This window comes from Cupriavidus sp. 22TCCZM01-5 (assembly GCF_057798915.1).
Map to the genome: position 1 here is coordinate 103,696 of NZ_JBYOJR010000019.1, position 25,771 is coordinate 129,466.

Annotated in this window: 27 protein-coding genes; 15 read left to right on the forward strand and 12 right to left on the reverse strand. The window is 67.4% G+C overall.

What is annotated here, in order from left to right; genetic code table 11:
- Positions 1-227: 227 nt before the first annotated feature.
- Positions 228-542, reverse strand: coding sequence for a hypothetical protein (locus AC3FNH_RS18585; RefSeq protein WP_488721129.1), 315 nt, complete (start codon positions 540-542; stop codon positions 228-230).
- A 44-nt stretch (positions 543-586) separates the two neighbouring features.
- Positions 587-712, reverse strand: a complete 126-nt coding sequence (locus AC3FNH_RS18590) for a hypothetical protein (protein ID WP_488721130.1) — start codon at positions 710-712, stop codon at positions 587-589.
- Between the two features lie 485 nt (positions 713-1,197).
- Between AC3FNH_RS18590 and AC3FNH_RS18595 the strand changes: the two genes are divergently transcribed.
- Both AC3FNH_RS18595 and cynS read left to right on the forward strand, forming a co-directional pair.
- The gene (locus tag AC3FNH_RS18595; RefSeq protein WP_276102655.1) at positions 1,198-1,341 is read left to right on the forward strand and encodes a hypothetical protein; all 144 of its coding nucleotides are present in this window, start codon (positions 1,198-1,200) and stop codon (positions 1,339-1,341) included.
- Positions 1,342-1,405: 64 nt separating this feature from the next.
- Complete coding sequence (gene cynS / locus AC3FNH_RS18600; RefSeq protein ID WP_276102656.1) at positions 1,406-1,849, forward strand: cyanase; 444 nt, start codon at positions 1,406-1,408, stop codon at positions 1,847-1,849.
- An 8-nt stretch (positions 1,850-1,857) separates the two neighbouring features.
- Here cynS and AC3FNH_RS18605 read toward each other — a convergent pair whose 3' ends face one another.
- A complete protein-coding gene (locus AC3FNH_RS18605) occupies positions 1,858-3,078 on the reverse strand; it encodes a cyanate transporter (RefSeq protein WP_488721131.1) in 1,221 nt (406 codons plus the stop codon).
- Between the two features lie 4 nt (positions 3,079-3,082).
- Entirely contained in the window at positions 3,083-3,541 is a 459-nt protein-coding gene (locus AC3FNH_RS18610; RefSeq protein WP_488721132.1) for a nucleoside deaminase, read from the reverse strand.
- A 164-nt stretch (positions 3,542-3,705) separates the two neighbouring features.
- Here AC3FNH_RS18610 and AC3FNH_RS18615 point away from each other — a divergent pair, with 164 nt between their 5' ends.
- Positions 3,706-4,590 carry a LysR family transcriptional regulator gene (locus AC3FNH_RS18615; RefSeq protein ID WP_488721133.1) on the forward strand — a complete coding sequence of 295 codons (885 nt, stop codon included), beginning with the start codon at positions 3,706-3,708 and terminating at the stop codon, positions 4,588-4,590.
- On the opposite strand, the gene AC3FNH_RS18620 is transcribed toward AC3FNH_RS18615, so the two are convergent.
- Positions 4,583-4,747, reverse strand: a complete 165-nt coding sequence (locus AC3FNH_RS18620) for a hypothetical protein (RefSeq protein WP_276102659.1) — start codon at positions 4,745-4,747, stop codon at positions 4,583-4,585. The two genes, AC3FNH_RS18615 and AC3FNH_RS18620, sit on opposite strands and share 8 nt — an antisense overlap.
- A gap of 264 nt (positions 4,748-5,011) precedes the next feature.
- Between AC3FNH_RS18620 and AC3FNH_RS18625 the strand changes: the two genes are divergently transcribed.
- A complete protein-coding gene (locus AC3FNH_RS18625) occupies positions 5,012-5,692 on the forward strand; it encodes a phosphoribosyltransferase (protein ID WP_276102660.1) in 681 nt (226 codons plus the stop codon).
- A 25-nt stretch (positions 5,693-5,717) separates the two neighbouring features.
- On the opposite strand, the gene AC3FNH_RS18630 is transcribed toward AC3FNH_RS18625, so the two are convergent.
- From AC3FNH_RS18630 to AC3FNH_RS18645, 4 genes are all read right to left on the reverse strand, one after another.
- Positions 5,718-6,224: a LeuD/DmdB family oxidoreductase small subunit gene (locus tag AC3FNH_RS18630; protein ID WP_488721134.1), complete on the reverse strand. Its 507-nt coding sequence runs from the start codon at positions 6,222-6,224 to the stop codon at positions 5,718-5,720.
- A 14-nt stretch (positions 6,225-6,238) separates the two neighbouring features.
- Positions 6,239-7,543 carry a 3-isopropylmalate dehydratase large subunit gene (locus AC3FNH_RS18635; RefSeq protein ID WP_488721135.1) on the reverse strand — a complete coding sequence of 435 codons (1,305 nt, stop codon included), beginning with the start codon at positions 7,541-7,543 and terminating at the stop codon, positions 6,239-6,241.
- A complete protein-coding gene (locus AC3FNH_RS18640; protein ID WP_276102663.1) occupies positions 7,540-8,553 on the reverse strand; it encodes a tripartite tricarboxylate transporter substrate binding protein in 1,014 nt (337 codons plus the stop codon). The genes AC3FNH_RS18635 and AC3FNH_RS18640 overlap by 4 nt, the downstream gene beginning before the upstream one ends.
- A gap of 114 nt (positions 8,554-8,667) precedes the next feature.
- Entirely contained in the window at positions 8,668-9,450 is a 783-nt protein-coding gene (locus AC3FNH_RS18645; protein WP_276102664.1) for a GntR family transcriptional regulator, read from the reverse strand.
- Between the two features lie 671 nt (positions 9,451-10,121).
- Here AC3FNH_RS18645 and AC3FNH_RS18650 point away from each other — a divergent pair.
- The 7 genes from AC3FNH_RS18650 (at position 10,122) to AC3FNH_RS18680 (ending at position 17,502) form a co-directional block, all read left to right on the forward strand.
- Positions 10,122-11,603 carry a hypothetical protein gene (locus AC3FNH_RS18650; RefSeq protein ID WP_276102665.1) on the forward strand — a complete coding sequence of 494 codons (1,482 nt, stop codon included), beginning with the start codon at positions 10,122-10,124 and terminating at the stop codon, positions 11,601-11,603.
- Positions 11,604-11,804: 201 nt separating this feature from the next.
- Positions 11,805-12,248 carry a hypothetical protein gene (locus AC3FNH_RS18655; protein WP_276102666.1) on the forward strand — a complete coding sequence of 148 codons (444 nt, stop codon included), beginning with the start codon at positions 11,805-11,807 and terminating at the stop codon, positions 12,246-12,248.
- Between the two features lie 5 nt (positions 12,249-12,253).
- On the forward strand, positions 12,254-12,946 hold the full coding sequence (locus tag AC3FNH_RS18660; protein WP_488721146.1) for a C39 family peptidase: 693 nt from the start codon (positions 12,254-12,256) through the stop codon (positions 12,944-12,946).
- 82 nt (positions 12,947-13,028) lie between these two features.
- On the forward strand, positions 13,029-13,853 hold the full coding sequence (locus tag AC3FNH_RS18665) for a flagellin (RefSeq protein WP_488721136.1): 825 nt from the start codon (positions 13,029-13,031) through the stop codon (positions 13,851-13,853).
- 77 nt (positions 13,854-13,930) lie between these two features.
- On the forward strand, positions 13,931-15,397 hold the full coding sequence (locus AC3FNH_RS18670) for an acetate kinase (RefSeq protein WP_276102669.1): 1,467 nt from the start codon (positions 13,931-13,933) through the stop codon (positions 15,395-15,397).
- Positions 15,398-15,565: 168 nt separating this feature from the next.
- Positions 15,566-16,078: a DUF1269 domain-containing protein gene (locus tag AC3FNH_RS18675; protein WP_276102670.1), complete on the forward strand. Its 513-nt coding sequence runs from the start codon at positions 15,566-15,568 to the stop codon at positions 16,076-16,078.
- A 287-nt stretch (positions 16,079-16,365) separates the two neighbouring features.
- A complete protein-coding gene (locus AC3FNH_RS18680) occupies positions 16,366-17,502 on the forward strand; it encodes an ABC transporter substrate-binding protein (protein ID WP_488721147.1) in 1,137 nt (378 codons plus the stop codon).
- 118 nt (positions 17,503-17,620) lie between these two features.
- On the opposite strand, the gene AC3FNH_RS18685 is transcribed toward AC3FNH_RS18680, so the two are convergent.
- The gene (locus AC3FNH_RS18685; RefSeq protein ID WP_276102672.1) at positions 17,621-18,514 is read right to left on the reverse strand and encodes a LysR family transcriptional regulator; all 894 of its coding nucleotides are present in this window, start codon (positions 18,512-18,514) and stop codon (positions 17,621-17,623) included.
- A gap of 117 nt (positions 18,515-18,631) precedes the next feature.
- Here AC3FNH_RS18685 and AC3FNH_RS18690 point away from each other — a divergent pair, with 117 nt between their 5' ends.
- From AC3FNH_RS18690 to AC3FNH_RS18705, 4 genes are all read left to right on the forward strand, one after another.
- Positions 18,632-19,993 carry an acyclic terpene utilization AtuA family protein gene (locus tag AC3FNH_RS18690; RefSeq protein WP_488721137.1) on the forward strand — a complete coding sequence of 454 codons (1,362 nt, stop codon included), beginning with the start codon at positions 18,632-18,634 and terminating at the stop codon, positions 19,991-19,993.
- A gap of 13 nt (positions 19,994-20,006) precedes the next feature.
- The gene (locus AC3FNH_RS18695) at positions 20,007-20,351 is read left to right on the forward strand and encodes an AtuA-related protein (RefSeq protein WP_276102674.1); all 345 of its coding nucleotides are present in this window, start codon (positions 20,007-20,009) and stop codon (positions 20,349-20,351) included.
- A 53-nt stretch (positions 20,352-20,404) separates the two neighbouring features.
- Complete coding sequence (locus AC3FNH_RS18700) at positions 20,405-21,373, forward strand: Bug family tripartite tricarboxylate transporter substrate binding protein (protein ID WP_488721138.1); 969 nt, start codon at positions 20,405-20,407, stop codon at positions 21,371-21,373.
- Positions 21,374-21,578: 205 nt separating this feature from the next.
- Complete coding sequence (locus tag AC3FNH_RS18705) at positions 21,579-22,604, forward strand: MBL fold metallo-hydrolase (RefSeq protein ID WP_488721139.1); 1,026 nt, start codon at positions 21,579-21,581, stop codon at positions 22,602-22,604.
- Here the strand turns inward: AC3FNH_RS18705 and AC3FNH_RS18710 are convergent.
- Together AC3FNH_RS18710 and AC3FNH_RS18715 are read right to left on the reverse strand one after the other, a co-directional pair.
- Positions 22,601-23,167 (reverse strand): c-type cytochrome, encoded by a 567-nt coding sequence (locus AC3FNH_RS18710; protein WP_488721140.1) that lies wholly within the window; start codon positions 23,165-23,167, stop codon positions 22,601-22,603. The genes AC3FNH_RS18705 and AC3FNH_RS18710 overlap by 4 nt on opposite strands.
- A 70-nt stretch (positions 23,168-23,237) precedes the next feature.
- Positions 23,238-24,968 carry a pyrroloquinoline quinone-dependent dehydrogenase gene (locus tag AC3FNH_RS18715; RefSeq protein WP_488721141.1) on the reverse strand — a complete coding sequence of 577 codons (1,731 nt, stop codon included), beginning with the start codon at positions 24,966-24,968 and terminating at the stop codon, positions 23,238-23,240.
- Positions 24,969-25,771: the final 803 nt, after the last annotated feature.

A 25,771-nucleotide genomic window follows, 5' to 3' on the forward strand; every position in this document is an offset into this window, starting at 1 on the left:
GGCCATTTAGTGACGCAATTATGAAACGTCCTTCCTTGAATGCGTTTCTGAATATCTGCGGTGCTTGATGCGCATCGCCGGACACGCGATCTAGTGCTTCTGGATGAGGCGATTTGCCACCTCGGGATGAGGCCGGAGCAGCGTGCGGCACGGCTGCTTCGGCGACTTGCCACCAACCTGGCGGCCCTCGTCAGTCGGACCGGGCAGCAGGCCCCATGTCTCAGCGCTCAGCGCGCCCAGTAGCCGGGGCGCATGACCCAGCCGCGCGGGCTCTGCACCCAGCGATCCGGCACATAGCGGTACCCGGGGCGCTGCGCCTGCCAATAGCCGGCGCGCCAGTCGTAGTGGCCACCACGGGAGACCCAGTGGCCGGGTACCCATGCCTGGCCCGGCCGTGCGGGCGGGCGCGGCTCGTAGCGCGGCGACGGCGGGTGGCCATAGGCGTAGGCACCGGGACCGTTGTGGGCTTGTGCGGGCGTGAGCAGGCCGAAGGCGCCTCCGGCGGCGAGGACGGCTGCGGCGAGAAGGAGCTGGCGTTTCATCTTGGTTCTCCTGGTGTCGGGGTTGGCGGACCGGGCGGTATCGATCAGTAGCGGTCGTGGTAGTAGTGGTAGCGGGGCGGCGGACCGCCACGCGGCGGTACGACGATGCAGGCGGAAAGCAGCGCTGCGGTGGTGGACAGGAGTGCGGCCAGGCAGAGGGCGCGTTTCATGTCGGGCTCCGGATCGTTTGCGTTGAACACGGCTTCAATGTAGCGACGCGACCCCGCACTGGGTGCTTGCACTTGTAAGCCTGTCTCACATGACGCATGCGTGGCGCGGCGCCCGGGACTGCTTCGGGGTGTCGCCGGCAAAGCCTGGTGGCACAAGGGCTTGCCGGCGGCGTGCGGGTCTGGCCAACAAGGCTGCCAAGTCCGTGCAAGGGATAATGCGGCGTTACATCGGAAATAGATTTTGCAAAGGATCTGGCGCGGCCCGCCTTTGCGGCGAGGCCTGCCTGCCAGGGGGGCGGCTGCGCAGCGTACGCAGAATTGGGTACGCTGGGCCCTTCGTGCCTCACGTTGGCGCAGCCTTTCCCTGGTCCGGTGCCGCGCATGGCAGGGAAGGCGTCAGGGCGGTGGCACAAAGCTTGCGCCGGTTGCGGCGTTCCCGGAACGTTGCTTACCGCCACACCCCGGTCAACCAAGCAGGAGGCGTCATGCCGGTCGTGCTCATCGTGCTGGCCCTGCGTATCGTGCAGGGGATGACGCCAGCGGCGGGCGCGCTGTTCGCGCTGCCACCAGGCAACGAGCCCGATCCGGCCGATGTCAGCGCGGTCATCGAGCAGGCCATGCCGCATTGAGCGGCGGACCGGCGGCGTGCGGTGTCATTCCGGGACGCTCCTTCCACCCGACAACGGAGAAGTCATGAATCGCAGCGATGTTACCGACCTCATCATCGAAGCCAAGGTCAGGCGCGGCATCACCTGGGCCCAGGTGGCCGAGCGCGTGGGCAAGAGCAAGGAATGGACAACTGCCGCCTGCCTCGGGCAGATGGTGTTCGACGAGGCCGGCGCGCGCGCCGTGATGGAAATCTTCGATCTGCCGCCCGAGGCCGAGCCCTGGCTGCGCACGGTGCCCTACAAGGGCTCGCTGCCGACGCAGGTGCCCACCGATCCGCTGATCTACCGCTTCTATGAGCTGATCAGCGTCTATGGCACCACGTTCAAGGCCTTGATCCATGAGGAGTTCGGTGATGGCATCATGAGCGCGATCGATTTCCGCATGGACCTGCGGCGCGAGCCCGACCCCAATGGCGACCGCGTGCACATCGAGATGTCGGGCAAGTTCCTGCCGTACAAGACCTATTGAGCGGCCGGCTACGCCGGACGGGCCGCGACGCCGGCCATGGACCTGGCGTAGCGCGCGGGATCCAGGCGCATGGTGAGTGCCGCCACGAATGCCACGCAGCCAAGGTGGTACCGCCATCCCGCCGCGAAATCGCCGGTGTGCGAGTGCAATGCCGCGGTGATCCACGGCGCCAGCGAGGCCAGCAGGAAGCCGCCGCCCTGCATCAGTGCGCTCAGGGCGCCCGCGCCGTCGGGGTCCGGCAAGTGGTCAAGGGCCACGACCAGGTACAGCGCAAAGCAGCCGCCCAGTCCCGCGCCGCCGATGGCAGCCCAGGCGTAAGGCGACCATTCGGGCCACAGTGCCAGGCCGGCAAAGCCTGCGGCCTGCATGGCCAATGCCGCGGCCATCCACGCGCGGCGGTCCTGGCGGCTGGCTGCAAGCGTTGGCAGAAGCAGCGCGGCAGCGGCCTGGGCCACCGCCATCACCGCCACCAGGCTGCCGCTGCGCGCCACGCTCCAGCCATGCTGCTGGTAGAACGGCGCCAGCCATGCCACGAGCGAGGCATAGCCGCCATTCATGGCGCCGAAGCAGGCCATCAGCATCCAGGTGCGGCGGCGGCGCAGCAACTGGCTGGCCGGCCGGTGTGCGGCGCGCGCGGCCGGCAAGGCCGCGGCCGCTGCCGGGAGGGCCCGCCAGGCCAGGCCAAGCGCTGCCGCGGCCGGCAGCGCCCACCAGGCCAGGCTCTGCTGCCACGAACCGGACAGGTCCGCGATCAGCGGGGCAAGTTGCGCCCCGAGCGCGCCACCGCCCATCAGCGCCGCCGAATACACGCCCATGACCGGGGCCACGCGCCGTGGGAATTCCTGCTTGATGATGCCGGGGTACGCTGCCTGCACCACGGCCACGCCAAGACCGCACAGGGCCGCGGTGGCGACCAGGAATGCGCCGTCCATGGCGAGGGCGCGCAGCGCCGATCCCGCGCAGAGCATGGCCAGCGCGGCCAGCACGGCGCGGCGCGCCCCCAACCGATGGCGGATGGCCGGTGCGGCAAACGCGCCGGCACCCATCAGCAGCATGGGCAGCAGCGTCAGCCATGCCATGCCTTCGTAGTCCAGGCCCGTGCCCGCACGGATGGTGGCGGCCAGCGGGCCGACGGCGGTCAGGAACGGCCGCAGGTTCAGGCCGATCGCCACGACCGCGGCCAGGATCAGCCAGCGCGGCGGCGCATGGCGCGGTACGTCGAACGGCATGCCGTTAACCGCGCGGCGGGCGCGCACCGTAAAGCTCCACGGCGGAGATATCCACGCGCACCCGTTGCATCGGCAGCGGCGGCGGCACCAGGGGCAGGCGCAGGGCCCGGTAAGCGGCTTCGCTCGACAGGCCATAGGGGGCGGCGTCGTCATTGTCGAAGGCGTAGTAGACGGCCTGCACGCCGGCCATGGTCATCGCCGCCAGGCACATCGGGCACGGATGTCCGCTGGCGTAGACCACGCTGCCGCGCAGGTCTGGGCGGCCCAGCTTGCGCGCGGCGGCACGCACGGCTTCCATCTCGGCATGCGTGGTGGGGTCGTGGCTGTGGATGATGTCGTTGACGCCAGTCGCCACGACGTCGCCGTCGATGGCGAGCACGGCGCCGAAGGGGCGGCCGCCGCGGTCCCGATTGGTCAGGGCCAGGCCGACCGCCTCGCGCATGAGTTGTTCATGGGTTGCCATAGCGTAGATAAAGTAAGCGCCGGCTTACAGCGGAGGCGCACTGCAAGGGCAGCCTGCGGCAAGGTGGCGGAACCAGGGGAAGCCGACAATCTACGCCGTGCCTTGGCGATTGGGAAATTAAATGATGAAATCCACGGCAGTGGAAATCCAAATACCTGATCGCCATGCATGACGCCCGCCTGGAACCCGCGCTGTTGCAGAGCTTTGTCGCCGTTGCCGAAAGCGGCAGCTTCACGCGTGCGGCGCAGCGCGTCCACCTGACCCAGTCGACCGTCAGCCAGCAGGTGCGGCGCCTCGAAGATCAGCTCGGTTGCGAACTGCTTGACCGGAGTGGCCGCTACGTCACCACTACACCCGAAGGCGAGCGGCTGCTGGGCTACGCGCGGCGCCTGCAGCAGTTAATGACGGAGGCCGTGGAGCAGGTGCGCCAGACCTCAGGCCAGGGCGAGATCCGGCTGGGCGTGCCGGAGGACTTTGCGGCGCAGCCGCTGACCGCGGTACTGGCCGGGTTTGCTGATACCTGGCCGGGCATCCGGCTGGAGGTGACGAGCGGACTCAGCCATGAGCTCTGGCAACGCTTCCAGGATGGCGAACTGGACCTGGCGCTGGTCAAGCAGCGCGTCGGCCATGCGGCCGGCGTGGCATGCTGGCCGGAGCCGCTGGCGTGGATCGACAGCCGCACGCGCCCGGCCGTGGCGCGCGACCCCGTGCCGCTGGTGGCCTTCCCGAGCGGCGGCCTTTACCGGGGCGAGATGACGCACGCGCTCGACGCCAGCGGACGCCGCTGGCGCATCGGCTTCGTCAGCGCCAGCCTGGCCAGCATCAGCGCGGCCGTGGCGGACGGCCTCGGCATCAGCCTGCTGCCGCGCCGGCTGGCATCGGCGCCGCATCGCCTGCTCGACGACCAGCCGTGGCTGGGCACGGTGCCGGCCATCGAACTTACCTTGCATGCCCAGCCGGAGCCTTCCGCCGCCGCGCGCGACATGATGGAGCGCCTGGTCGCGCTGTGCGACCAGGCCATGGGCGTGAACGCGGCGCCGCTTAGCTGAAGAGTTCGCGGAAATACTGCGTGCAGGTGCCGGCCTGGCGGAAGGTGTAGGGCAGCTCGGCCATGGCGGCGGCTTCGAGCGAGCCGAACGGAATGTCCGGGTCGTTGTCAAGGCGGGCAAGGTCTTGTTCCGTGCTGGTCGGGTGCTGCGAAGTCATGTCAGGCTCACTGGTGGCGCGGCCGTGCCGGCCGCCTCGAAGATCCTGGCGGGGGTGCCGCCTGACAAGCATCCTAGCGGACATGGCCGCGTCGATCAGCCTGCCGCAGCGCAACACACTGTTGCCACCATGCTTCCAATGCGCAGCGGCTCCATGCCGGGGGAGCGCGATGCCCCGGACGGACTATAGTGGCTGAGGGGTTTCCGTCCCACCCCATGTGCGCACCATGCGCCCACCACGCCGACCCTCCTGCAGGAGCGTGCCATGCCAATGCCGCCGTGCTTTGCCGACCGACGTGAGGCCGGCCTCTACCTGGGGCGCCACCTGGCCGAACTCGGTGTCGGCCAGCCGCGCGATGGCGAAGCCGCCCTGGTGCTCGCGCTGCCGCGCGGCGGCGTGCCGGTGGCGTACGAAGTGGCGCGTGCCATCGGCGCCCGGCTCGACGTGCTGCTGGTACGCAAGATCGGCGCGCCGGGCTATCCTGAGCTGGCGCTGGGCGCGGTCGTGGAAGGCGATGCCGGACGTGACCCGCACACAGTGGTCAACGACGATCCATGGGTGCAGCGCACCGTCGAAAGCGGAGCCTTCGCTGCCGAACGCGGGCGCCAGATCGACGAGATCGTGCGGCGCCAGCAGCGTTACCGTAACGGCGCGCCGTTGCCGCGCCTGGCCGGGCGCACGGTGATCGTCGTCGATGATGGCGTGGCGACCGGCGCCACCATGCGGGCCGCGCTCGAAGGCGTGCGCATGGCAGGCGCCGCGGAGGTGATCGCCGCCGTGCCGGTGGGATCCGCCGACGGCCTGGCCAGCCTGCAGGCCGCCGCCGACCGGGTCATCTGCCTGAACACGCCGGCGAACTTCGGCGCGGTTGGCGCCTTCTACCTGGACTTCACCCAGACCAGCGACGACGAAGCCCTGGCGCTGCTGCGCGACGCGGCGACATAGCCTGCGTGAGCGCCAGACCGGCGCGTCAGCCGCGTGCCAGCCTGGATTTCAGGTGCGGGATCAGGCCGCCCGCGTCCAGGATCTCGCGCAGGAACGGCGGCACCGGTTCGCAGGCGACTGTGGTGCCATCGTCCAGCCGCAGCACGGCGTGTTCCAGGTCCACCCAGGCCTGCGCGCCATCCGCCAGGCGGCTGGTGTCCGCACAGACCAGCACCGCCAGGCCCAGGTTGATGGCATTGCGGTAGAAGAGCCCGCCAAACGACGGCGCCACCACGGCCCGTACGCCCAGGTGACGCAGCGCCTGTGGCGCCTGCTCGCGCGAAGAGCCGATGCCGAAGTTGGCGCCTGCTACCACCACATCGCCCGGACGCACGTGACCTGGGAAATCCGGGCGCAGGCTTGCGAGGCAATGCGCGGCAAGGACTTCCGGCGCCGCCTTCATCAGTACCGCCGGGGCCATGGCGTCGGTGTCGATGTTGTCGCCGAAGCGCCAGATGCGGCCGGCGCGCGCGGGAACGGAAGGTTCGGTCATGCGGAAAACCTGGTTCAGAGCAGGGTACGGGGGTCGGTGATGCGCCCGGTTACGGCGCTGGCCGCCACCGTCAGCGGCGAGCCGAGCCAGACGGCGCTGCCGGCGTCCCCCATGCGCCCGGAGAAATTGCGCGCCGTCGAGGCAATGGCGCGGCTGCCTGCGGGAAAGCGCGCGGCGCCATAGCCGGCGCAGGCGCCGCAGGCATTGGGGAGCAGTTCGGCGCCGGCCTCGGCCAGGATGGCAAGCGTGCCTTCGCGCTGCGCCTGCTGCTGGTCGCGCGCGGAGGCGGGTGCCACCTGCAGGCTGACGCCCGGCGCCACGCGCCGCCCGCGCAGGACCTGCGCGGCCATGCGCAGGTCGTCGAGCTTGGCGCCGGTACAGGCGCCCAGGTAGGCGATCTGCACGGCCTCGCCGGCGGCCTGGTCTACCGGCGCGCTGTTGGCTGGCGAATGGGGTGCCGCCACCTGCGGCGCCAGGGCGCCGGCATCGAAGCGATGGGTGGCCAGCAGCGCTGCGCCGGCATCGGTGCGCCAGTGTGCGAGGTCGATGTCAGCCAGGGTCTGTGCCGGAACGCCTGCGGCGGCGAGCCAGTCCAGCGTGACGGCATCGGGCGCTACCAGCCCGGTCTGTGCGCCAAGCTCCGCACTCATATTGGCCAGTGTCATGCGTTCGTGCATGGAAAGCGCCGCCACGGCGCTGCCTGCGTACTCGATGGCTTCGTAGCGGCCGCCGCCCAGCCCCAGCCGCGCGCACAGGAACAGCATCATGTCCTTGGCGCAGACGCCGGGTGCCAGCGCGCCGTCCCATTGCAGCCGGATGGTCTGCGGCACGCGCAGCCAGATTTCGCCCGTGGCCAGCACGCCGGCCATCTCGGTGGCGCCCACGCCGAACATGTAGGCGCCGAACGCGCCGCCGGTCGGGCTGTGGCTGTCGCCGCCGACGATCAGCCGGCCGGGCAGCACATGGCCATGCTCGGGCAGCACGACGTGGCAAATGCCCTCGCCGTCGATCAGGTGTGCGCCGCTGCGGCGCGTCCAGTCGCGCGTGAAGTGCAGGATCGCTTCGGCGGCCGGGTCGCTGGCCGGGACGAAATGGTCGGTCACCACCACGTAGCGCGACGGGTCCCACACGGTCGCGCCAAGGGTTTCCAGCAACGGCGCAACACGGCGCGGACCGCTTGAGTCGTGCGACATCGCAAGGTCGACCCGGCATATCGCCAGCGCGCCCGGTTCGACATGTTCCTGCCCGGCCGCGCGTGCCACCAGCTTCTGGGCCAGCGTGGCGGGACGGGGGGACGCGGATACCGCAGCCACGTTCATTCCGGGGTGGCTCCCGAATACTTCACCACCGCGGCCCAGCGCTTCACGTCCTGCTTTACGAACGCGCCAAACGATTCCGGCGTGGTGCCGAGCGGCTGGGCGCCGTCCGCTTCCAGCCGTTTGCGCACGGCTGGTGTCTCCAGGCCCTTGTGGGCAGCCTGGTAGAGGGCCTGGGTCACGTCCGCCGGCAGCCCGGCCGGGCCGAACAGGCCGAACCAGGCGCTGGACTCGAAGCCCTTGACGGTGGCGCCGATCGGCGCGGCGCCGGGAAACTGCGGCAGCGGCGCGGGGCTGGACACGCCCAGTACCTTGAGCTTGCCCGCGCGCACATGCGGCAGGACATTGAGCGTGCTGGCGAACATCAGGTCGCACTGCCCGGAGAGCAGGTCCGTGATGGCCGGCGCGGTGCCCTTGTACGGGATGTTCACGATGTAGGTATGCGTCATCATCTTGAACATATCGCCTGCCAGGTGCACCGACGAACCGACCGAGCCGATGGCGAAGTTCAGCTTGCCGGGCTGCGAGTGCGCCAGCTGGATCAGTTCGGGCACGTTGTTGGCGGCCAGCCGCGGGTTTGCCACGAGCACGCTGGGCACCGTGGCCACCAGCGTGACGGGCGTGAAGTCATTGACCGGATCGAAGGGCAGCTTCTTGTAGAGCGTCGCATTGATGGTATGGCTGGTGAAGCTCATCAGCAGCGTGGAACCATCGGGCGTGCTCTTGGCGACCAGGTCGGCGGCGATGTTGCCGCCGGCGCCCGGGCGATTCTCGACCACGACCGGCTGCCCCAGCTGGTGGGACATTTCCTGGGCGATCGTGCGGGCCAGCGTGTCGGTGGTGCCGCCGGCCGGTGCGCCGACCAGGATGCGGATGGCCTTGCCGCCGGCGATCTGCGCATAAGCCGCCATCGGGACTGCCCACAGCGCCAGCACACAGGCACCTGCGGCGCCGAGAAGGCGCACGCTCAGGGAACGTCGGCGGGGCGGCGTGCGCGGACGGAACGACGGCATGACGGCAGCTCCTTGCGGAAAGTGATCACGAGTGCGCAGTATCGCCCGGGATCACGCCGCGTGGGCCATCCCGTTGCCGAAACAGGCCGTTCACGGGGCCGCGATGACTGGATGTCAGTCTCGCAGGCCGGGACGGGTTTCGTTCTCCACCCAGACGTTGGTGCTGTCGTCACCGGCCGGGGACAGCTCCATGCGGTACTCGTAGCGATCCGGCCGGTACTGCCCGAGCAGGAACTGGATCGGGCGGCCGTCGACGTCCTTGACCACGCGCCGGACTGCCAGCAAGGCACCGCCGACCGGTACGTCGAGCAGCGGAGCGACCACCACGTCGGCCAGGCGCGCCGACAGGACCTGGCTGGCGCGGCCAAGGCGCACGCCGCTGCCTTCCAGCAGGCGCAGCACCGGCTGCTCCTCGAGCGCCTTGCGCGTGATCCGGCGGCCCAGTTCGGCGGGCAGGTAGACCGTGATATGCGAGAGGGGCCGGTTGCGGTAGTGCCGCACGCGGATGATCTTCACCACCGGATCGCCGGGCGAGAGGTCGAGCGCCTCGGCCACTTCCGGGGTGGCGTGGACCTCGTCGATCGAGATCACCTTCACGGCCGTCTTCTGGCCCATGTCGATGATATTGTCGAGCAGGCTGGCGCTGCGCTCTTCGGTCGTCGCGACCGGCTTGACCGGATGCGGGTTGACGAACGTTCCGAGCCCGCGGTGCCGGCGCACCAGCCCTTCCTGGACCAGCCGGTCGAATACCCGACGCATGGTCACGCGCGACGCGTGGAATTGTTTGGCCAGGTCAATTTCGCCCGGCAGCGGTCCCTGGCCGAAGCGGCCTTCGACGATCTGCTGGCGCAGTACCACGTAAATCTGGTGATACAGGGGAACGACGGCTTCGCTCATGGTTTCGCTTGCGGGGATATGACAAGTCTGTAATGCCTCTAATGTACTGTAAATCAGACATAAGTCCTAGATAGAGCGTGCAATGAGCGGATTTCGGTACGGCGTGGCGGGAGATCTGTTGCAACGGTGCACCTGTGCCTGGCAAGCCTGGCTCCCGGCGCTCGCTTGAAGCGGCAATGTCTGCCCTGCGCCGCTGCCACAGGGCTTCGCGGCATGCGGCCCCAAGGCGATATCTGACGTGCCGCCACCCCCGGCAAGGACAACCGGCCAGTGCATCGCCGGCCACCCTGTTTCAGGGCCGATACGCACTCAGGCGCATCGGACATTTCCCGAGCGTTTCACTAACTCATTGAGAAATATGAGGTTCTGTCAATGTGCGAAAACCCACCAAGCAGGCAGGCGGGACTCCGTGTCACAGCGGTGTGACATGTCGCTTGCGATGCACTGTGGCGGATGCGGGGAAGGATCGTCCAAGGTACCCGAAAGTTCCGGGGAAATGTCTGGCAACGCCTTGTCCGGCAAGGGATTGCCCATTCGAGTGCAGAAGCTGGCACCGATTATGCGCAAGGGAAGTCTGGTTTGGCGCTGTGCCGGACCGAACCTCTGGCCATGTTCGGGATGAGCGTTGGCGGAGGCTGAGCCGCAGTGTGAAATTCTCCTGGGAGCTTCATATGAAAAAGACTTTACTAGCGTCGGCGATCGCCCTGGCCTTCGGCTTTGGCAGCCAAGCAATGGCGAACCCCACAACTACCGCGGGCGATAGTGGCACGACCAACACGCAGAACGCGACTGCCAACTCGACTCAGGGCGGTGGCGGTGCCCAGGCGAATGAGAATTCACGTTCGGTGAATGTGAACGTGAGTGGCAATACCACTACCAGGACGTCGAACCGGACTTCGAACCGGACCATCAGCCGCGCTGATCAGGACATGACCGGTTATGGCAATGCCGCCGCCGCGAATGGCGGCACTGCCCAGGCCAACTTCTCGAATTCATTCAACCACAGCAAGGCGCTGGCGGTCAGCAGGCTGCAAGGATACGTTTCCAATAACTCGTTTGCTGGCGTGGGCAACCAGGCCTGGAACACCGGCACTACCAGTGCTGGCACAGGCGGAGCCGGCGGCGCCGGCACCGGTGGAGCCGCTACTGGCGGTACTGGTGGGCACGGTACTGGCGGAAATGGCGGCAACGGCGGCAATGGCGGAAACGGTGGCAGTGGCGGTAGCGGCGGCCTGAATGGCAGTGCCACGGCCGGAAACGTGACCAATGGCAGCGCTACGGCGGGCACCGGTGGTGCCGGTGGAGCAGCAAGCGGTACGGGCGGTGGCGGTGGCAGCGCGACCTCGCATGGCGGTAACACGCTAAGTGCGGCAGGCAGCAGTGGTGCCGGCGGCGGCAGCGCTGGTTCCACGGGTGGCGGTGCTTTGAGCGCATCCCTCGGGGCTGGTGGCCGCGGCGGTAGCGCCCTTGGCGCAAGCGTCGGCTTGGGCGGTGGCGCCGGTTCGGCGGGTGGTGGCTCCACGGCATCCAGTGGTGCGGGTACGGGCAGCTCTGCGGGTTCGGGCGCCGGCGGCGGAGCGGGTGCAACCGGTGGTGCGGGCGGCGCGGGTAGCTCGAGTGGCACGGGCGGCGCCGGCGGTGCTGGCAACGCATCGGCAGGCGCAACCGGCGGCGGAGCGGGCGCAACCGGTGGTGCTGGCGGCGCGGGCGGTGCAGCGACGGCTAGCGGCACAGGCGGCGCTTCCACCAGCAATGCCGGCGCTGGCGGCGCACAGGCGAGCATTGGCGGCACTGGCGGCGCCGGCGGTACCGCCACCAACGGCAGCGCTTCCAGCACAGCCTCCAACGGCAGCGGCGGCGCTGGTGCTGCGGGCGCGGCAGGTGCTGTAGGCGCTACCGGCGGTGCCGGTGGTGTCGGCAACGGCGCTACTGGTACTGGCGGCACTGGTGGTACCGGCAATGGTGCGGTTGGCGGTGTCGGCGGTGCTGGCGGGTATATCCAGGTGAGTGCCGGCTCGTTCCAGATGCAAAACGTCATGACCAGCGTAGGTCAGACGGCTGCTGGCATCATGATCGCCACGCAGAACAACGGTGCCGGGTCGATGGTGCAGCACAGCGTCAACATGCAGGCCAACCTGAATGTCGGCAAGTGAGGTCTGAGCGGCGCGGTCCGGCCTGTTGTACGCATGGCAGGCCGGATGGCGCCGGTGAATGGCTTCACGCGGCCAGGAGCTGGTATCGCCGGGGTGCGGTTCGCGCCGGAATGATGCCAGGCCCCTGGTAAGTCAGCCTGTGAGTATCGCCGTGACCGGCCGGATGGGGACCGGTCGCGGCGAGCAACAAGGAGACGCACCATGCGAGCGATTCGCACCGCAGTCGCCGTCCTGGCGACAGCATTCGTGGCTTGGCCGTTCGCGCAAGCCAATGCGGATCCGATGGCGGACGCTGCCTCCGCGGCAGCGCAGGCCAGCGGGGCCGGCGCAGCCGGCATAGGAACAGCAGCCGTTGCAAAGACGGATTTGGGCATGGGTGCCAAAAGCAATCCGTTCGGCGCGAGCGCAGTGGCGATTGCGAGTGACAAGCTTGATGGCGTGCGTGGCGGCGCGGAACTGGTCGTCAACGACATGCGCCTGCACGGCACGGTCGCGGATAACAGCGTCGTCAACCCGATATCCGGCAACAATATCGTCTCGGACGGCGCGTTCGCCAGTGCGGCCGGCATACCGACCGCCATCCAGAACAGCGGCAACGCCGTGCTGATCCAGAACGCGACCATCATCAACGTCCAGTTCAAGTGATGACGATGTTTCGACGGGTGCTGGGGGCCATACCGTTTCTGCTGGCATTGAGCGGGACGTCGCCCGCGCTGGCGGACCGTGTCGCGATATACGGGCCGGTTGGCGAATACTACAGCGTGCCGGTGACCAGTCTGCGCGAGGCGCGCTTCAAGACTACGGTCCGGCAGCAATACGATTTCAGTTGCGGGTCAGCGGCGATAGCGACGCTGCTGACCTTCCAGTACGGCGAACCCATGACCGAAGAGCTGGCATTCGCCAACATGTTCGTCAATGGCGACCAGGACAAGATCCGGCGAGAAGGCTTTTCCCTGCTGGACATGAAGCGTTTCCTGGAATCGAGGGGCTATCTGGCCGACGGCTATGAGTTGCCCCTGTCCAAGCTCGAGGAAACGCAGATCCCCGCGATCGTGCTGATCTCCGAAAGCGGCTACCACCACTTCGTGGTCGTCAAGGGGGTCAAGGGCGACCGCGTGCTGATCGGCGATCCCGCACGCGGCACGCGCGCCATTTCGCGCGAGCATTTCGAGAGCATCTGGGAGAGCCAGTTGCTCTTCGTGATCCATAACCGTACCGAACGGGCGCGGTTCAATCTTGCGGCCGACTGGCGCGTCGCGCCAATGGGCCCTTACTGGATGGGAGTCAACCGGGACAGCTTGTTCTTCACCGTCATGCCAAAGCATGGCGCCAGCGATTTCTGAGGAACACATCATGCTCGAGACATCCGCTTCATTCCCTGGCCCGGCCGCAAGCCGATGCGGCACGGCGGGGCAGGCCACCGTAGTGTTGCTGCTCGGCGCTGGCATGGCCTATGCCGGTACCGTGCATGCTGCCGAACCATCCGTGCCGGACCCGCTCGATGCGGGCGCAGTCCCGGCGCAGGCAGCGCTCGCCCGCGGCGACGACGCACAGCCGGACAACCCTGTTGCAGCCGCGCGCGGCAGCATGGCGGGCTGGAAGCCCGTCGCCCGGGAACAGCTAGAAGAAATGCGGGGCGGGTTTGACGCTGGCGGGCTGCAGGTTTCGTTCGGCATCGAACGCGCGGTTTATATCAACGGTGCCCTGGTGGTGGCGACCAGCCTTAATATTCCGGATGTGGGCAGGATCACGACGGACCAGGCCGCCCGCCTGGCCTCGACCCTTGGGCCATCGATCGTCAGCGCGGTTCAGGGCGCGACCAATAGTTCGGTGGCCGCGGCGGCCGGCGCGGGCGCCAGTGCAGACGGAAGTGCCGGCAGCGCCGGCGCCACGGCCACTGCCAGTGCGGCCGGTGCCAGCAGTAGCTCGGCCGGAAGCCCGGGGGCGAGTTCTTTGGCGACCGGCGCGGCCGGTGCATCGGGCTCGCCTGTGACGACGATCGCCACCAGTACAGGCCAGGTCATCACCAATGGGGCGATGACCATTATCCAGAATGGTCCGGGCAATACTGCGAACGTGGGAGCGCTGGCGGGATCAGCGGGCACCATCATCCAGAACTCGTTGAACAACCAGAGCATCCGGAGCGTGATGACAATCGACGCAGGCGTGAATACACTGCAGGCGTTCCGGTCACAGCTGGCCAATACAGCGCTGAACAGCGCGTTGCTGCGGGCAGCCAGCATGAGGTAGTCGTAGCGAAGGCATGGCGCAGTGCAGGTAGCGGACTCCTGCCTAATCAGTCCGCCGTCCGGGGGAGGATAGACGTCATGAATAAGCGGTCGATGCAGAGCATCCGGAACGCTGGATGCTCGACGTTGCTATTGGTCGGAGGGCTGGCACAGGCCCAGACCTCTCCAGATGCAGGGCCATCGCCTGCTCCGGGCATCGAAGCCCTGCAACACCAGTTGACCGAGCAACAGGGCCAACTGGAAGCCATGAAGCGGGCGCTGGCCGAGCAGGACGCTGTCATTAAGGAACTGCGCAGCGTCATCGGCGACGATGTCCTGGCAAGAAAGCGCGGCGGCGCGGGGCCCGGCATCACGGGTGGGGACAATGCGACCAATGCCGCGACAGCCGCGGCAGCCTCCAGCGCCGCGCAGGGTGCCCCCAATCCCGTCAATACGCCCCAGCAGGTTGTGGGCCAGCCGCAGCAGGCTCCCGTGCAAGCCCAGCAGGGGCAGCAACCCCAGCAGGGCCAGCCGCAACAGGGGGAGTCGGCGGACTCGCAGGTGGCCGGTGTGGACGAGCCCGTGGGCCGCCCGCCCGAGCGTGAGACGCGGCCGCCCGAAATCGCGCCGATCACCGACCAGCCCGGCGTGCTGACAGGCGAAGGCAAGCTGGTGGTGGAACCAGGCTTCCAGTACGGCTATTCATCCAATAACCGCGTAGCGCTGGTCGGCTACACGGTGATTCCCGCCATCCTGATCGGGCTTGTCGACGTGCGCGAAGTCAAGACCACGACGTACCTGGCGTCTGTGGCGTTGCGCTACGGCATCACCAAGCGACTGGAAATTGAAGCGAAGGTGCCATACGTCCACAGCTCCGGCTCCACAGTCAGCCGTGAGATATTCACGGGCACGGCGGTCGACAATGTGTTCAACGCAGCTGGCAGCGGTCTTGGCGACGTGGAAGCAACTCTGCGTTACCAGCTCAACTACGGCAATGAAAAGATGCCGTACTTCATTGGCTGGCTGCGCTACAAGTCCAACACTGGCAAGGATCCGTTCGAGGTCGTCACCGATTGCGTGACGCGCTGCGTCGGCAACGCGACTGGCACGGGCCTGCCACTGGGGCTGCCGACCGGCACGGGCTTCCAGGCCATCCAGCCGGGCGTCACGTGGCTGTTGCCGACCGACCCGGCGGTGTTCTTCGGCACCTTCAGCTACCTGCACAACTTCGCGCGCGACAACGTCAGCCGTACCGTGCTCAACGGCGACAAGGAGTTCCTGGGCAAGATCGCCCCCGGGGACATCTTCGAGTTCAGCTTCGGCATGGGCCTGGCGCTCAACGAGCATGCCTCGTTCTCGATCGGCTACGACCAGGCCATCATCTGGCCGACCAAGCAGAACGGTCAGACGGTGCCGGGCTCGGTGCGCGTGACGCAGGGCACGCTGCTGGTGGGCTATTCCTATCGCTTCAACAACCGCTACACGCTGAACCTGTCGGTGGGCGCGGGCCTCACGCGCGACACGCCTGATCTGCAGGTCAATGTGCGTCTGCCGATCACATTCTGACGCGCGACCCGGGGCGCTTGTGACGCGTGCGACGGACGCGCGCGTCACATCGCCAGACCCGGCGGGAAAGCTGTCTTGCACTCACCGCATGAACGGCGTACAAAGAAACAACCCCCGTCCCACAGACGGTATCCCCACTTCCGGGACGGCCTGAAAAAGGAGACAGACATGCGCAAACGCATCTTCTGGTTGTTGCCCGATCTGGTCAGTGCCCGACGCACCATGGACGACCTGCTCCTGGCCCGCGTCGAGAACAGCCACATCCATTTCGTGGCGCGCGACGGGGCCGACATGACAGGCCTGCATGAAGCCAACCTGTTCCAGACTTCCGACATCATCCACGCCGCAGAAATGGGGCTGATGGTGGGTGGCGGCGTGGGCCTGGTGGCCGGTGCGGTCGTAGCCATGTTCCCGATCGTCAGCGACACTCCGCAGTGGGGGCTGGTCGGCGTGCTGGCCGTGCTCGGCGCGGTGTTCGGTGCCTGGTCTGCGAGCATGATCGGCAGCTCGGCGCCCAACAGCCGCCTGCGCGCGTTCGAGAAGGACATCGAAGCGGGCAAGATCCTGCTGATGGTCGACGTGCCGCGCGGCCGTGTCGAGGAAGTCGAAATGCTGCTGCAGAAGGCCCATCCGGAAGCCGCGTTTGCCGGCCTGGATCCGGCCGTGCCGGCCTTCCCCTGACGCCTCCCGTCCTGCCGCGCCGAACGTAAGCGACAGTCCTTCCGCGCCTTCGCGGCGCGCCTCGATGCGCGTTTGCACGCGCGTCCCTGCATCACACCTGCACCGGGAGCCGGTGAAGGTGTGATGCCGCAGCAACACCCCCTGATCCGCCGTTTGCCCCGATACCCTGCTTCGGGTAATTTGCGAAACGTTGCGTCGACGCCTTCCGCGTGATTCACCTGCCGGAGGCGCCGGCGACAGCGACGCTACAACGAGAGCACGCCATCAAGGCGGGAGGGGTCAGGATGATGAAGGCAACATGGTTTGCGTGCGGCATGCTGGCCGCCACGCTGGGGTTCGCCGCGCCGGCGGCATTCGCGGAGCAGGGTGTCAGCAAGACCGCGATTCGCATCGGGCAATCGGCTGGCGTGAGCGGCCCGGTCGCAGGTTCGGTCAAGGAGCAGATCGAAGGCGCGCAGGTCTACCTGCGCGCGGTCAATGCAAACGGCGGCGTCGCGGGACGCCGTATCGAGCTGGTCACGCTGGACGACGGCTTTGACGCGAAGCGCACGCCGGACAATGTGCGCAAGCTGCTGCAGGACGAGAAGGTCTTTGCGCTGTTCATGGTGCGCGGCACGCCGCAGAACGAAAGCATCCTGCCGATCATCGCGGCCGAGAAGGTGCCGCTGGTGGCGCCGCTGACCGGAGCGATCACGCTGCACCGCCCGGTCAACCGCTACGTCTTCAACGTGCGGGCCAAGTACCAGGATGAAGTCGCGCGCGCGATCAACCACCTGGCGACCTCGGGCATGACGCGCATCGCCATCGTCTATGCCAGCGACGGGTTCGGCAAGGACGTATTCGAGGGCTTCAACGTTGCGCTGCAGGCGCGCGGCGTGCAACCGGCCGCGTCCGCCAGCTTTGCCCGGCCGATGGGCGACATCACGCAGCAGGTGGTGGCGGTGAACAAGGCCGATCCGCAGGCGGTGCTGGTGATCGGCTCGGGTTCGGAGGCCGCGCGCGTGATCCGCGATATGCGCAAGGCCGGCAGCCAGGCGCAGTTCGTCACGCTGTCGAACAACGCAGCCGACTCCTTCATCAAGGAACTCGGCCCGGATGCCCGCGGGCTCATCATCACGCAGGTCGTACCGGGCATGAACTCGAGCCAGATGTCACTGGCCAGCGAGTACCGCAACCTGGCGCGGCAGCAGAACGTGGACCCGAGCAACGCCGGCATGGAGGGCTTCATGTCCGCGAAGGTCCTGGTGGAAGGGCTGCGCCGCGCGGGCCCCGACCTGACCCGCGAGCGCCTGGTCGCGGCGCTCGAGAACCTGCGCGACTACGACCTGGGCGGCATTCTCATCAGCTACAGCCCGGCCCGCCACACGGGGTCGTCCTTTGTCGAGATGTCGATCGTCTCGTCGACGGGCAAGCTGATCCGCTGAGTGGCCCTGGCGGGGCGTACCCGTTTCTGCGTGGTGCTCCGCCTGCCTTGCATGCCGCGCCAGAAGGGCCGCGGCAGCATGGCCAAAGCCCCTGAAGCGTACCCGATTCTGCGTGCGCTCAGCCCCGGCGCCGGCCGTATTGCTCACGCAGGCAATCGATCATGGCCGCCGCCGCGGCCGAGTCGCCACGCTCGCGCAGCCGCACCAGGCAGATATCCCTGACCAGAGACGGCATCTGCAGCGGCCGGATAGCCAACCCCTCGCGCTGGAACTGGAACAGGGCCAGCGACGGCACCACGCTCACGCCAAGCCCGGCCTGCACGAGGGCGGCGACCGTGGCCAGGTGTTCCACTTCCATCACGCTGCTGAGCTTCAGCGGATGCAGCGCGGCATCCAGGTGCTGGCGCACGCTGCTGGTCCGCGACAGGTGGATGAAGGGCTGGCCCGCCAGCATCTGCGGCGTGATGCGGCGCTTGCGCGCCAGCGCGTGCGTCGCCGGGCAGACCAGGTGGAAGGTGTCGTGCACGAGCGGCTCGACGCTCAGGTCGTCGTCCTGGGCCGGCGCCGGGGCCAGCGCAAAGTCGGCGCGGCCGCGCCGGACCATATCGATGCAGCCGTCGGCCAGCTGGTCGAAGAGCTCCAGCGCAATGCCCGGGTAGCGCTGGCGGAAGGCCGCCAGCAATGGCGGCAGGTCGCCGCCGGCAATCGACGGCAGCGCCGCGATGCTGACGCGGCCCTTGCGGCGCTCGGCGTGGGCGCGCAGGTCTTCGAACGCGGCTTCGAAATCGGCCAGCAGGCGCCGCGCGGTTTCCTCGAAGCGCACGCCGTCGGCGCTCAGCTCGACGTGCCGCGTGGTGCGTTCGAACAGGCGGCTGCCGGCCTGCTCTTCCAGGGTCTGGACCAGCGCGCTGAACGCCGACTGCGACAGGTGGCACGCACGCGCGGCGCGCGTGAAGTTGCGATGAGTGGCCAGCGCCACGAAGGCGCGCAGGTGCTTGACGGAAAGATTCATGGCGGTCCCGCCAGATTCATCTAATAAATCACTAGATTAATCCAAATAATCCATTTTTTGGTTGATTGAAGCGGCCCTAGAATGACCTGGGACACCGATTCAACCGCCCCAGACACCATGACCGCTCCCTTGCTGATCGGCTCCGGCGCCGGCTTCTCCGGCGACCGCACCGATGCCGCCCTGCCCGTCGTGCGCACCCTGATCGCGGCCGGCGGACCCGCCGCGCTGATCTTCGAGACGCTGGCCGAACGCACGCTGGCGCTGGCGCAGCTGGCCCGGCGCAGCGACCCCGCGGCTGGCTACGAGCCGTTGCTCGACGCCTTGCTGACGCCCGTGCTCGGACTCTGCCTGGCCAATCGCATTCCGATCATCGGCAACTTCGGCGCGGCCAATCCGCGCGGCGCGGCGGCGCGGGTGCGCCAGCTTGCGCAGGAGCTTGGGTTGCCGGCGCCGCGCGTGGCCGTGGTGGAGGGCGATGACCTGTCGCACGATGCAGGCCGCGCGCTGTTGCGCGATATCGTCGGGCCCGGTTTTCCCGAGACGCGCTTCGTCTGCGCCAATGCGTATATCGGCGCACGCGGCATTGCCGATGCGCTGCAGGCTGGTGCGCAGGTGGTGGTCTGCGGCCGCGTGGCGGATCCTGCGCTGGCGGTGGGCCCGGCCATGGCGCACTTCGGCTGGTCCTGGCAGGACTGGGACCGGCTCGCGGCGGCCACCATGGCAGGGCATCTGCTCGAGTGCGGCGCGCAGGTCACCGGCGGCTACTTCGCCGATCCCGGCAGGAAGGACGTGCCGGACGTCCATGCCGTGGGCTTCCCGATCGCGCAGTTGGACGAAGCCGGCGCCATCGAGATCTTCAAGGCCGCAGGTACCGGCGGCTGCGTGGACCTGCGCACGGTCAAGGAGCAGTTGCTGTACGAGGTCCACGACCCCGCAGCCTACCTGACGCCTGACGTGGTGGCCGATATCAGCGCGGTGACGGTCGCGCAACTCGGCCCCGATCGCGTCGCGGTGCGCAATGTGCGCGGCCATGCGCGGCCGGAGCAGCTCAAGGCCAACCTGTTTTTCCAAGGCGGCTGGATGGCGGAAGGCGAGATCTCCTACGCAGGCCCGAATGCGGCAGCGCGCGCGCGCCTGGCCGCGGATATCGTGCGCTGGCGCATGGCGCTGCTCGGGCATGACGTGCCCATCCGCTTCGACCTGATCGGCGTGCTCAGCGTGCTCGCCGACGATGCCGGCCGGATGCTGGCGCAACCGGGCCCGCACGAAGCCGCCGCCGAGGACGTGCGCCTGCGCGCCGCGCTGGCGCATGAGGACGCCGCGGTCGCGCAGGCACTGCTGCGCGAGGTCAATGCGCTGTATACGTGCGGCCCGGCGGGCGGCGGCGGCGTGCGCACGGCACAGCGCGCGCGGCTTAACGCAATGTCCTGCCTGGTCCCGCGTGATGCGGTGACGCCGGGCCATACCTTCATCGACTGAGCGGAGTCCCGATATGACCGCCACTGCAACGCTCTACCAGTTCGCCCACGGCCGCACCGGCGACAAGGGCAACCGTTCCAACATCAGCGTGATTGCCTATGACGCCCGCGATTTCGGTCACCTGGTCGAACACGTGACCGAGGACGCCGTGCGCGCGCTGTTCCGCGACCGCCAGCCGACAGCTGTCACGCGCTATCTCGTGCCGTCGCTGCAGGCGATGAACTTCGTCATCGACGGCGTGCTCGACGGCGGCGTCAACGACGCCCTGAATCTCGACGCGCATGGCAAGGCGCTGTCGTTCCGCGTGTTGCAGTTGCAGATCCCGTTGCCGCCGCGGCTGGCCGCGCCGGCCACCTGAGCACAAGCTTGCACGCTTCTACATCCGATAAGACCCCTCAACAGGAGACACTTATGCCTGGTATCCACAGGATCCTTACCGCTGCCGTATTCGCCCTGTCCGCGCTGCCCGCGGCGCAGGCGCTCGCCGAGTATCCCGACAAGCCGATCCGCTTCGTCGTGCCATTTGCGGCCGGCAGCGCGACCGACCAGCTGGCCCGCGCGATCGGGCAGGCCGTGACCGTGGACAGCAAGGTCACCGTGGTGGTGGACAACAAGCCCGGCGCCAACGGCTTCATTGCCGCCAGCGATGTCGCCAAGGCCAGCGCCGACGGGTATACGGTGCTGATCACCACCAACACCACGCACGCCGCCAACGAGCACCTGTTCCACAAGCTGCCGTATGACCCGGTCAAGGACTACACGCCGGTGACGGCGCTGGGCCGCGGCGGCCAGATCATGGTCGTGAACCCGCAGGTGCCGGCCAAGACCGTGGGCGAGTTCATCGCGCTGGCGAAGAAGCAGCCAGGCAAGCTCAGCTTCGGCAGCGGCAGTTCGTCGTCGCGCATCGCCGGCGAGCTGTTCCAGCAGATGGCGCATGTCGAGCTGCTGCACGTGCCTTACAAGAGCAACCCGCTGGCCGTGACCGACCTGCTCGGCAACCAGATCCAGATGATGATCACCGATACCGCCACCGGCCTGCCGCAGGTCAAGAGCGGCAAGCTGCGCGCGCTCGGGGTATCGGGCAAGACCCGCTCGCCACTGGCGCCCGATGTCCCGACCATCGACGAGGCGGGTGTCAAGGGCTATGAGATGAGCTACTGGTTCGCGGCGTACGCGCCGGCCGGCACGCCGCCCGCGGTGGTCAACAAGCTCAATGCCATGCTGGTGAAGGCCGCGCGCAGCGACACCGCCGCGAGCTTCTACCAGGGCACCGGCACGGAAGTGTTTACGAGCACGCCGGCGGAGCTGGCCCGCTTCCAGCAGCAGGAATCGGCCAAATGGGGCCGCATCATCAAGGCCGCGAATATCCAGCCTGAATAACGGAAACGCGGATTGCGCCTGCAACGGGGCCATCGGCCCCGTTTGACTTACGCAGAAGTAGGTACGCTTTTGCACTGGGGCTAACCGCTGGCCCTTGTCGCGCCTTAAGATACGCGTTCGGCTGGCTGCCGCGGCAAAACTTCCGCGACAGCCCGGCCATGCCAGCCGCTTGCCCCGAGAACGCGAATCAAAACAGGAGCGTGACATGAAGCTGCCGAATGCCTTGACCCATCGACTTGCCGGTGCCCTCGTTGCCGGGGCGGCCCTGGTTGGCACGTTGTTGCCACCTATCTTGCCCGCCGCGCATGCCGCGCCGCCGGCGCAGGTCAGGACGCAGGCGCCGGGGTACTACCGCATGATGGTGGGCCAGTTCGAGGTGACGGCACTCTACGACGGCTACATCGACCTGGATCCGAAACTCTTCAAGTACACCAGTGCGCGCGAAATGCAGCGCCTGCTGGCGCGCAGTTTCGTGGCATCGACACCCGGCATGCAGACGGCTGTCAATGCCTATGTGGTGAATACCGGCAGCCATCTCGTGCTGGTCGATACCGGCGCCGCGGGCTGCTTCGGGCCGACGCTGGGCCAGGTCGTCACCAACCTGCGCGCGGCCGGTTACGAGCCGGCGCAGGTCGACACCGTGCTCCTTACGCACCTGCACGGAGACCATGCCTGCGGCCTCGTTTCCGGCGGGCAGGCGGTGTTTCCCAACGCCACGGTATACGCCGACAAGGCCGACGCCAGCTACTGGCTGGGCGATGCCAACGCCGCCGCGGCCGGCAAGGACAGCCAGGCGCTGTTCGGCATGGCGCGCGATGCCGTGGCGCCATACCAGGCCGCCAGCCGCTTCCGCACCTTTGACGCGGTCACGGCTACGGAGCCGGTGCCGGGTGTGCGCACGGTAGCCGCCTACGGCCACACGCCGGGGCATACCGGCTACCTGTTTACCTCGGGCAAGGACAGCCTGCTGCTGTGGGGCGACATCGTCCACAACCATGCGGTGCAGTTCCGCCGGCCTTCCGTGTCGATCGAGTTCGATGTCGACAGCCACGCCGCGGCGATCACGCGCAACCGGATCCTGGCCGATGCGGCAAAGGGCAGGTTGTGGGTCGGCGGCGCGCACCTGCCGTTTCCGGGCCTTGGCCACGTGCGCCGGGACACGGCCGGCTATGAGTGGGTGCCGGTGGAGTTTGGCCCGATCCGAGAGGACAGGCTTGCACCGCAGCGCTAATTCAGGTTCGTGACGTAGCTGGCAAGGTTGCGGATATCGTCATCGCTCAGGTTGCGCGAGACGCTGGTCATATTGCCCGCGTCATTGGTGCGCCGCCTGGCGCGGAAATCTTCGAGCTGCTTGACGATATAGGCGTAGTGCTGCCCCGCCACGCGCGGGATCTCGTTCTGGCCCGAGAACCCGCCAAGGTGGCACATGGTACACAGCACCTCCTCGGCTTTCTTGCGCCCCGCATCGACGCGCGCGGCGTCGACCTTGTAAGTGGAAGGCAGCGGCTTCTGCGCAGCGAAATAGTCGGCCAGGTCCTGCATGTCCTCGCGCGAGAGTTTCGCGGCCACTGGCGACATATCCGAGTTGCTGCGGCGGCCTTCCTTGAAGTCGCGCAACTGCAGGTATATGTAGCGGGAATTCTGGCCGGCCAGCTGCGGGTGGGCCGGATCGGTCGAGTTGCCTTGCGGACCGTGGCAGGTCACGCACACCTGGGCCTTGGCTTGTCCGGCGGCGGCGTCCGCGCGGGCCAGGCCGCTCATGCCGCCGGCGCACAGCAGCAGGCCCAGCGCCATCAGCAGCCCTGACGGGAGGCTGCGGCGCGCTGGGATCAGGCATGAGATGACGCGTTGCCCGCGTTGGGCGTTATTGCACTGCAAAGACGAAGATGCTGTTGCCGCGCTTGAAGTCGATCTGCGTATTGCCGCCCGCGGCGACGGCGATGTATTGCTTGCCGCCGACCATGTAGGACACCGCCGGCGCATTGACACCCGCACCGCACTGGTACTCCCACAGCTTCTTGCCCGTCGCCGCGTCAAAGGCGCGGAACAGGCCATTGCCCTCGCCGTTGAACACCAGGCCGCCCGCGGTGGCCAGCACGCCTCCGATCAGCGGCTGATCGGTCTTGAAGTCCCACTTCACCTTGCCCGTATCGATATTGACGGCCGACAGCTTGCCCCACTGCTGCTCGCTCGGGATCGTCTTGAAGGCGCCGCCGAGCCACAGCTTGCCACCGGGATACGGCACGTCTTCAACCTGGTATGTCATCGGCTGGTGCAGGTTGGCCGCATAGGCGAGGCGCAACTTCGGGTTGAACGCCATCGGCGACCATTCGACGCCGCCATTGGCGCCGGGCAGCATGCGCGCGCCAGCCGGCGTCGGCAGCGTCCACATGTTTTCCTGCGGCACCATGGCTTCCGAGAAGCGGATCAGGCGCCCGTCGCGGCGGTCATGCACATAGACGTGACCGGTCTTGCCGCCGTGGATCACGCCGGGAATCATGGCACCCTTCTCGTCGCGCACGTCGACCAGAATCGGTGGGCTGACCGCATCGAGGTCCCAGACGTCATGGGCGATATATTGCGAGTGCCACTTGTAGGCGCCGGTGTCGAGATCGATGGCGACCATGGAGTCCGTGTACAGGTTGTCGCCCGGACGGATGGCGCCGTACAAGTCAGGCGACGGGTTGCCCACGACGAAGATCACGAGCTTGTTGGCGCGGTCCACGGCGGGCGCCATCCACACGCCGCCGCCCAGCGTCTTGTAGAAGCCGCCGCCCTTGTCGGCCAGCATCTTCTTTTCGGCGGCGATATCGCGCTTCATGTCGCGGCCGGTCGCGTCCTTGGTGGCCCAGACACCTTCATGGCCCTTCTCGGGAATCGTGTAGAAGGTCCACAAGAGCTTGCCGTCGTTGGCGCCGAACGCCTTGACGAAGCCGCGGATGCCATATTCGCCGCCATTGGTGCCGATCAGCACCTTGTCGTCGATGACGACCGGCGCCATGGTTTCCGAATAGCCCAGTTCAGGATCGGCGATCTGCGTCTCCCAGAGCAGCTTGCCGGTCTTCGCATCGAGCGAGACCAGCTTGGAATCGAGCGTGCCCATGTAGAGACGGTCGCCGCTGATCGCCACGCCGCGGTTGTTCGGGCCGCAGCAGAAGGTCGTGACCGGCCCCATCTTGTGCTTGTAGTGCCAGAACTCCTTGCCGGTCACCGCGTCGATGGCGTAGACGTGGTTATAAGACGTGGTGAGGAACATCACGCCGTTGACGACGATCGGCGCGGTCTCCATCGACTCCATCACGGCGGTCTGGAACACGAACGCGGGCCGCAGCCTGGCAACATTCTTCGTGTTGATCTGGCTGCCGGCGTAGTAGCGCGTCTGGCCGTACGAGCCGTTGGAATGCAGCCAGTCGTTGCTGTTGGTCAGCGCGCCGTCGAGCTGTGCCTGGGTGACGGGACGCAGCGCGCCGGACATTGGCGATCCCGGGGTGGTCGCGCCGCCCTGGATCTCTTCGGCGCCGTGCGCGGCGGAGACAACCAGGGTCAGGAACAGCAGGGAAAGGGCATGCCGGGAGAGACGAGGGACAGAGAGCATGGGACGCTCCTTTTTCGATTTTTGTAGCCCCGGCGCGCCTGTCTCGTGCGCCGGTCGACGGCGCTCAGTCGGACATCAGCGCGGCGCACAAACTAGCCCGGCCGCGCAACGAAGTGGTCCGAGGTGAGGGCAGTATAGGTAAGAATGTTCACAAGACAACCAATAACGCGCGGGGTTATGCGCCGCGGGTGCAAGTCGCGCAATCCTCCCTGCATTGCAGCATTTCACGCTGCGCTTGAATTTTGCTCTTCGCTGGAGGGAGATGATGGGGTTGTCGTGCTTGGCAGGCGCTGCTGTTTCGCTGGCGTCGCCGGGGGGGCTTTGTGGTGGTGACTGGCTCGTCGTTCTTGGCAGGCGCCGCTGTTTCGCCGGCGTAGCCGGCGACTTACTCTTTTGTCCGAGCGACAAAAGAGTAAGCAGAAAAGCGCGTCGCCTGGCGGCTGGCCATCAACGATGCGCTTCTTGTCTTCAAGCGGCTTTGGTCTCGCGATGCTTGGGTGCCCGTTCGAGCCTGCTACGCATAGTGATTCAGAACCAGTGCCTCCGATAACCGGCTCTTGTACGATCCCCATGTAGGGCTCGGGTACAGCGTTCCAACGAGGTCAGTGGTGGGACGCCTACGGCTGCGCTGCGCGCGCGTCCTAGTCGGTCTGCGCGCGGCATCATCGTCGCCAGTGCCGACGGTTCGGTTTCCCGGCTTCGCTGCGGCGCGCTTTGCCTGCGGCCTGGGTGCTCAGACTAGGGCTCTGCGCGTAGCGCAGCCGAAGGCGATTACACGATGTCGGTAGCAGCAGGGACCACGG